The organism is Sedimentibacter sp. (genome assembly GCF_033447055.1).
Lineage (GTDB): Bacteria > Bacillota > Clostridia > Tissierellales > Sedimentibacteraceae > Sedimentibacter.
This window is the reverse complement of sequence record NZ_JAWQJF010000048.1, coordinates 1-8,341: the sequence shown is the minus strand read 5'-3', so window position 1 is coordinate 8,341 and position 8,341 is coordinate 1. Positions and strand designations below refer to the sequence as shown.

At 30.3% G+C, this 8,341-nt stretch carries 6 protein-coding genes and 1 pseudogene; all 7 read right to left on the bottom strand.

What is annotated here, in order from left to right:
• Positions 1-55 precede the first annotated feature (55 nt).
• Positions 56-361: a 2-amino-4-oxopentanoate thiolase subunit OrtA gene (gene ortA / locus SA378_RS03030; RefSeq protein WP_318524513.1), complete on the bottom strand. Its 306-nt coding sequence runs from the start codon at positions 359-361 to the stop codon at positions 56-58.
• Between the two features lie 67 nt (positions 362-428).
• Positions 429-1,820 (bottom strand): Na+/H+ antiporter NhaC family protein, encoded by a 1,392-nt coding sequence (locus SA378_RS03025; protein ID WP_318524512.1) that lies wholly within the window; start codon positions 1,818-1,820, stop codon positions 429-431.
• Between the two features lie 221 nt (positions 1,821-2,041).
• The gene (locus SA378_RS03020; RefSeq protein ID WP_318524514.1) at positions 2,042-2,209 is read right to left on the bottom strand and encodes a helix-turn-helix domain-containing protein; all 168 of its coding nucleotides are present in this window, start codon (positions 2,207-2,209) and stop codon (positions 2,042-2,044) included.
• 15 nt (positions 2,210-2,224) lie between these two features.
• Positions 2,225-3,403 carry a sigma-54 dependent transcriptional regulator gene (locus SA378_RS03015; protein ID WP_318524511.1) on the bottom strand — a complete coding sequence of 393 codons (1,179 nt, stop codon included), beginning with the start codon at positions 3,401-3,403 and terminating at the stop codon, positions 2,225-2,227.
• Positions 3,403-5,376, bottom strand: coding sequence for a transporter substrate-binding domain-containing protein (locus tag SA378_RS03010; protein ID WP_318524510.1), 1,974 nt, complete (start codon positions 5,374-5,376; stop codon positions 3,403-3,405). Before SA378_RS03010 ends, SA378_RS03015 begins: the two co-directional genes overlap by 1 nt.
• A gap of 43 nt (positions 5,377-5,419) precedes the next feature.
• Positions 5,420-6,120 (bottom strand): annotated as a pseudogene (locus tag SA378_RS03005) (NAD-dependent protein deacylase).
• Positions 6,121-6,321: 201 nt separating this feature from the next.
• A partial coding sequence (locus SA378_RS03000; RefSeq protein WP_318524509.1) for an ATP-binding protein occupies positions 6,322-8,341 on the bottom strand: 2,020 nt, incomplete at its 5' end.

Here is an 8,341-nt window from a genome sequence, read left to right as displayed (position 1 = left end):
TGATTGTTTCATTATTTCTGGTTTTCTGGATGTAACTGCCTGGTAACTCATATCTTTATTCATTGTCAGCACCTCCAAATAAAACTTCTCTTACTTGTTTGCTTATTTTCAAAAGTTCGGGAACAAATTTACCGTAATCGTGTTTGTAATATGGATTTGATTCTAACAATGTTCCTCGTTCTGTTCGTTTTGTTCTCGTCATTACTGTTACTTCGTCTCCAATATTTGCATCTTCCTGCAAATATCCTTTTACCCACAATTCCAACGGAACTTTCTTCGTATCGTCCGGTACTTGCGGTGCTCTTTGTGATGGTTCTAAAACATTTCTATGAATTAAAACCCATTCGCCTTTTTTTATCATTTAAAAATACACTTCCTTATATATTTTTCAACTGGAATACAAAAATTGTATTCCAGTTATTTTCATACTAAGCTGTTTTTTTCTCCTTTAATCTTTTACCCATATTGTCATTTTGACCAATGCCTAAAATTATACTTAAAAACATTACTGCAAGCATTGCATATGAATAAAATACATATGGCATAACTTGTGTTGCAACAAGTGGTGCACTGCTGTCAGCTGCAAAACCCAAAGTATAGATCATTGCCGGTGTCCAAGGTAATGCATAACACAATGTATTTGATTGAGCATCCAATAAGTTCGCAACTCTATATGGGCTTATTCCATGCTTTTCTCCCAATGGTTTTGCAAAAGAAGATCCAACTGCAAGTATTGCTGGTGCATTCAATCCCATTAAAGCAGAAAGAGAAATTACCATAGCTGAGATTGTAAATTCAGCTCCAATTCTTGTATTTGCAACTTTACCAAGAGCATTTAACAGTTTTACATCTCCTTGGCCGCGTCTCATTATTGAAATGGAACCAAACAGCAAAAGTGCCAAAATACAAACCTGTATCATGCTGTTTAATCCTGCATAGATAACGCCACCAACAGTACGGTCCAGACCTTCTCCAGATACTGTCAGCAAAGCAGGTTTTACTGCTTCAGCAACATCAATTTGAACTACATCGAACAACCCTGCTGCTACTGCTGTTGCAGCTGCAAGCACAGAACCAATTGTAGTTGCTATAATAATATCACCTGTCTTTACAGCTATAATAATTGTGATTATAACCGGAATTAACATTAATAATGTTTTTGAATCATATGCATATGCTGTCGCTGCTGCTACTGCAGTTCCATTGCCTGAACCAAATATTAATATACATGCAATTGTTACAGCACCTGCTACCAAAGCATATTTCAATCTTGATTTAACAACTCCAGGAACATCAACACCTTGTGATGTTGCAGAACAAATAGTTGTATCTGATACAGGTGCCAAGTTATCTCCAAATGCTCCGCCGGATATTATAACTCCGGCCATAAGTGCTGGATTTGCTCCAAGAGCGACACCTGCCGGATACAAAACACCCATTCCGGCAGCAATTGTTCCAAAACCTGTACCTGATGCTGTTGCAAATACTGCTGATGCGATAAACGAAACAATTACAAATGCTGTGCTGCTAACTCCCATGCCGGCAGCTACACCTGCAATACCTGATGCTAAACCTGATGTTCTTAAAATTCTTGAGAAAACACCTGCAAACAACCAGCATACAACAGGAATTATTGCTTCCTTACTTGCCATACCGTCTATTACTGCATTAGCAAAATCAGATTTGTTTTTTGCAAAGAAAAAGCCAACAATAATTGCCATAAAAGCTGGTACCCATAAAGCTCCATCAGAAATTGATCCAAAATGGAATGTTGTTGTAATTATTAAAACTAAAAATACCACGAATGGAATAAATGACATCCATTCACCACCATAAAACTAGAGTTTTTTACCCTGTGATTCCATAATATTGCCTCCAATTTATTTAATTTTTATTAAGTTCAACATTAATATAGCAAAATGTATGCCAATATTTTGTATTTATATTATATTAAAAATTCGCCATAAATATAAAAAAGCGCTAGGAAAATATTTTCTTCATGGAAAATATTTTCCTAGCACTTTTTTTCCTATCCGTTTAATTAATTTAAAAAATCTTTCAAATCATTTTCGATTATTTTGTTAAATAATTGTCTTCTGCTTATCTCCATTAATTTAGCTGCATGAGTTATGTTATTATTGCAACTTTTCAATATTTGTATAATATATTTCTTTTCAAAATTTTGTTTAGCTTTTTTATATGTAGTGATTTCTATTTCATCAGTTTATATGTTTGATACTTTATTATCATTAAATATATCTTCCTTTATAATGCCATCTCTTGACAATACTACAAGTCTTTCAATAATGTTTTTTAACTCTCTTATGTTGCCTGGATATCTATAATTTAATAAATTATATTTTGTTTCTTCATCTATATTTTTAATACCCTTACCCATTTCTCTGTTAAACCTGTTTATAAAAAAATATATTAAATCTTCAATATCTTCCTTTCGCCTTCTCAATGGAGGTACTTTTATTTCTATGGTATTAATTCGATAATATAAATCTTCTCGAAATTTTCCATCAGCAACAGCTTTAGATAAGTCTTTATTAGTTGCAGTCACTAGTCTAAAATCAACATCAATTAATGTATTTGATCCAATTCGTTCAATTTGCTTAGTTTCTAATACTCTTAATAATTTTACCTGGGTACTCTCATCCATATCTCCAATTTCATCCAAAAAAATTGTTCCGCCATTTGCTTCCTCAAGATGTCCTATTCTTTTTGATGCAGCACCTGTAAAAGAACCTTTTTCATGACCAAAAAGTTCAGACTCAATTAGACCTGTAGAAAAATATTGGCAATTTATAGGTATAAAAGGCATATTTGCTCTATTGCTTTTCTCATGTATCATCTGTGCAATTATTTCTTTTCCTACACCGGATTCTCCTGTAATAAGAACATTAGAATTACTTGTTGCAACACGGTTAACCAATTCGTAAACATTCTGCATTTCTTTATTCTTGCTGGTAAAAAGATATTTGCTTTTTTCATTATTTTTATTTATTTTATTAATGCTTTGCAATGAATATATTTTATGAACTTTTTCTATTTCCATTATGAGTTCTTCTGGATTATGGCTTTTTATAAAATATCCAAAAGCTCCAGTTTTCATTGTTTGAACAGCTGTCTCAATACTTCCGTAACCTGTAACCATTATTACTTCAACATTTTTTTCATATAAATTTTTTACTTGCTTTAAAAAATCAACGCCATTCATTCCAGGCATCATAATATCACTGATTATCAACGGGAAATATTCTTTATCCAACATCTGCAGTGCTTCCTCTGCTGAAGATGCTGTATCAATATTATATCCTTTTTTTGACAAAAGCATCTTATATGTTTCTCTGTAATCAGCATCATCATCTACTATCAATATTTTAAATAAACCAGTCATTAATTGTTTTTCCTTTCTACAGGTATAATAATTGTAAATGTTGTTCCTTCTCCAAGCTTGCTTTGAACATCTATTTTACCACCCAACTTTTCAACTTCAGAATACACAATAAACAATCCAAGACCTGTGCCTTTACCTAATTCCTTAGTTGTGAAAAACGGATTAAAAATGTTGTGAATATTATTATCATCAATACTGCACCCGTTATCTTCGCATACAATTATTATATTATCATTTTCCAAATTTGCACTTATACTTAAATTACCTCCATTTTCCATGGCATCTACAGCATTGGATATTAAATTTAACATTATATGTTCAATGCTTTCTGAATTGAAGTTCATTTCTTGTTTTATGTTGCTTGTTACACTTACTTTTATATTTTCCTTTTTAATTATATCATTATGCATTTCAATTATTTTTTCTATAATATGCTGTAAATTAACAGATTCTTTTTTGTTGCTTGAAAATCTTGAAAAATTTAAAATATTATCAATTATATTGCTGGCGCGATTTACGCTTGAATCTATATAATCCAACGATTTATTCATTGCTTCATCTATTTTGTCACTTATTCTAAGAAGATAACTTTGCGTGCGTATAATTCCTAAAGGATTTCTTATTTCATGTGCCATGCCAGCTGCTAATTGTCCAACCGCAATCATTTTATTTGTTTGAAGCATCTGATTTCGATTAATTTTATCTATTGTAATATTTTTAATTGTAATTAGAACAGTGTTTTTAACGCCCCTCAAAAGCTGAGCATTTATCTCATAAATTTCATTTCCCGCCATACTTTCTTTTTTAATATTTTTTTGATTAAGTAGAGTTTCTTCAACTAAACAATTGCTGCAGTCATTGCAGAAATTGTTGATATATTTGTAGCAGTTTTGTCCTACCATTTGTTCGCTGGAAATGCCTAAAAAATCAGCTATACTCTTATTACCATTTATTATTTTTCTGTCTTGATCTATAACAAGCATATATTCGGTTATTCCATCAAATATTATTTGAAGTTCATTTCGGCTGTGTTCTAATTCATTAGTTCTTTTTTTAACTTGCTTTTTTAGAGACAAATTATTTAAAACAATAATTACAAAAATAATGCATGCTATTATTACAAAAATAACTATATTTTCGATTATTTCAGAATCTGTTTTATTTGTTATTAGCGGAGTAGAAATTCCAAACCATTTTTGCTGAATTTTTTCAAGCTGACCCTTTTTATTTATTTGTGAAATTGCTTTGTTTAAAATGGAAACCAGTTCCGGTTTTGTCTTAGAAACAGCCAAGACAACCTCTTCTTCATACAAAATCTGATTATAGTATTCAGGATTTAAGTTTTCATTTCTTTCAACTAACAAATATGTTATTAAAGGTTCATCTCCTATAACGGCATCCACTTTACCACTAATAAATAAATCAACACCTTCTTCTACATTGTGAGTATAGACCAATTCTGCATTAGGGTAATTTTCATTTAAATAATTATTTGCATAATATCCTTTTTCAGTTGCAATTTTCATAGTGTCAATTTGATTTATATCAAAATCACTTTTATATCGTGTAAGCAATACTGTCCTTAAATTATAAATAGGATCAGTAAACAAGTAATATTTGCTTCTTTCTTCATTTATGAACATATCACATATATGTGTTTCTCCAACTTTTAATGATTCCAAAGCTGAATCCCACTGCATGGGCACAGTTTGAATATCTACACCTATTTCAAGAGATAATTGATTTATATAATCAACCACTACTCCCTTGTATTGATTATCTATTTCATCCACAAAGCGAAGAGGAGGAGCATTTTCATTAGCGGCATATATAATCGTATTTCGTTCCTTTAGCCATTCAATTTCTTCATCACTTAAGTATTCCATATTATTGATGTCATAAATATAGAACAATAAAATTAAAATTAAAAATAAAATTACCAAACCATTAAAAATATTAATTTTTTTACTCATTTAATCCCCTGTATTTCATAATTACATGAAAATATTTTATATTTTATTTAAAAACGCTTCCTATGTTTTCATTAATTACCAAGTCTGCTCTTCTGTCCAATTGAGTTGATGATTTGTTAATTAAAACAAGCTTTTTTCCATTGTAGTAATTAATAAGTCCTGCAGCTGGATATACAACTAATGAAGTGCCTCCCACAATTAAGACATCTGCTTTTTCTATGTATTCTACTGCCTTATCCATAATATCGCTGTTTAGGCTTTCTTCATAAAGAACAACATCAGGCTTTATTGTTCCTCCGCAACTACATTTTGGTACTTTTTGCTTTCCGCAACAGTATTTACATCATAAAACTTGCCACATTTCATACAATAATTACGATAAACAGAACCATGAAGTTCCAATACATTTTTACTTCCTGCCATTTGATGCAGCCCATCAATATTTTGTGTTATTATTGCTTTTAATTTACCTAATTTTTCAAGCTCAGCAAGTTTTATGTGAGCCATACTTGGTTTTGCATTCAGAAAAATCATTTTATTTTTATAAAAATCATAGAATTCCTCTGTGTTTCTCATGAAAAAACTGTGAGAAATCATTGTTTCAGGCGAGTACTTATATTTTTGACTGTACAATCCGTCAATACTGCGAAAATCAGGAATACCACTTTCAGTAGAAACTCCTGCTCCTCCAAAAAATACTATATTATCACTTTCATCAATAATTTTTTTCAATTCACTATGCATATTACCCTCCTTGTATAATTTGAACCTACAATTAGCTTATTTGCTGAATCTATAGTAATCCTGAACGCAGTGAAGAATCTCTTAAAGCATTCACAAGATGAGATTCTTCGACTACGTCTCAGAATGACGAGGTCAGAAATTATTCTTTGTCATCAAACTGAGGTATTGGTACAAATATCCCTGCTATAACTGCAATTTCAATTAATCATTAGTATATATATCAGAAAATTCGATATTTATCATTTCAATTTTATTGTTAATATAATTAGTTTGCTCTTTTGCCTTTTTATGTTCTATTGTTCTTGCTGGAAGCTCAACTTTAAATGTACTTCCCTTGCCTGCTTCACTCTCCACTCTTATATCCCCTCCATGTAAATCAACTATTGATTTTGTAAGGGATAGCCCAATACCACTGCCCTCTGCGTTACGAGATAAAGTTTTATCTATTTGATAGAATTTTTTGAATAGTAAACTCAAATGTTCCTTTTCAATTCCTACACCTGTATCCTTAACAGATATTTCAACCATTTCTCCTTTATCTAAAACATTTATGTATATTTCACCAGATGGATTAGAAAATTTTATTGCATTTGAAATGAGGTTCAGCATAACTCTCTCTATTCTAATTGGATCACAAGCAATAATCTTTTCTTCAACATTTGAATAAAATACAATTCTTAGCCCTCTCGACTTTACATATTCTGAAACTGACTTTGCAATATTTTCAATAATTTCAACAATATTTTCATTACTTAGATTAAGTTTAAAGTAGCCTGCCTGACTTTTAGATAAATCTACTATATTATTGATAAGTTTTGTAAGTCTGTAACAATTTTGTTTAATGCTGTTGCTGTAGATATAAAATTTCCCCTTATTTTCTTCATATAAATCATTTTTTAAATACATCAGCAGTAATTGGTTAGCCGAAAAAATAACATTCAGCGGAGTTTTAAGTTCATGTGCTACATTTGAATATATTTCTTCCTGCATTTTTAATGTATTCTCTAATATGTTCCTTGCTTTTTCTTCTTCTGTGATATCAATCCAAAAAACTACTATTTCCACAATTTCATTATTTAAGCCATATAATGGTTGGTATATAAATTTACTAAATACATCTTCTCCATCAATATTAAAATTACGGATTTCAAAACAACTGTTGTTTTTTATAGAATTATGTAGCAATTCTTTCATATGAGCTTCTCCATGAAAAACATCATATAAATTTTTACCTTTAATGGACGATTGCAAATCAATATTTGGGTTAATTTGTTTTAATTGATTATAAGCTTTATTATTTAAACCAACGAAATTAAGTTGTGGATATGTGAGCCTGATAAAACCTAAATCCAGGTTTTTTATTATACTGCTTAATGAATCATACTGAGCTTTTATATATAAGTTTTCTTCGTATTTTACTTCATCAGTTATGTCCCGCATTACTAAAACACCTGCAAAAAAATTACCTTCATCATCATATATTGGAGTGCCGCTAATTGATGTATATTGTGTATAGTCGCTATTTTTTCTAATAACTCTAACATTAGAAAACGTTTCTCCCCTGATTACTCTTTTTAATGGTATATCTTCTATCAAAATTAAATTATCATACATATCATAAATTTTAACCTGCTCATAAGCTTGTTCAATATTTTTCGCTGTTTTAATATCAAACATGGCTCTATCTCTTGCTAATTTATTCATTTTAATGTATTCGCCATTCTTATTAAATAATATTAATTCATCAGAAATATTTTCTATAATGACTTCCAACTCTTGCTTTTGCTTTTCAATAATATTCCTGCTTACAATTCTTTCAGTCACATCGGTGACAGTTTGTACTAGGTATTTTTTTTCGCCTTTTATAATTATTGGCACAAAAGATAGATTCCAATAAGTGTCTCCTTCGCCTGGAGATTTGAATTTAACTTCCTTTAAATGATATGGCTTCCCATTTTCAGCAATACTTAAATAAGCGCTTCTAAATTTTTTTCCATAATAAGAAAATATTCTTTCGTATTTTTCACCTATGCAACTTTCAAGCTTACCAAGTGGTATTTTACTAAAGGTTAAAAATTTTTCATTTAATTTCAATACTATGCCATCAGATATGCTATAAATCGCAACACCAACTTCATTATCTTCAATAATGCTTGCTACATATGGAATTCTGTCTTCAATTCTTGAATTTCTTTTTTCTTTTATGTAATAAATTTGATCA

Bases quoted from the DNA above. Each gene is read 5' to 3' on its own strand.
- SA378_RS03015 (WP_318524511.1), bottom strand. From the start codon at position 3,403: ATGACTGGTTTATTTAAAATATTGATAGTAGATGATGATGCTGATTAC.
- SA378_RS03025 (WP_318524512.1), bottom strand. From the start codon at position 1,820: ATGTCATTTATTCCATTCGTGGTATTTTTAGTTTTAATAATTACAACA.
- SA378_RS03010 (WP_318524510.1), bottom strand. From the start codon at position 5,376: ATGAGTAAAAAAATTAATATTTTTAATGGTTTGGTAATTTTATTTTTA.
- ortA (WP_318524513.1), bottom strand. From the start codon at position 361: ATGATAAAAAAAGGCGAATGGGTTTTAATTCATAGAAATGTTTTAGAA.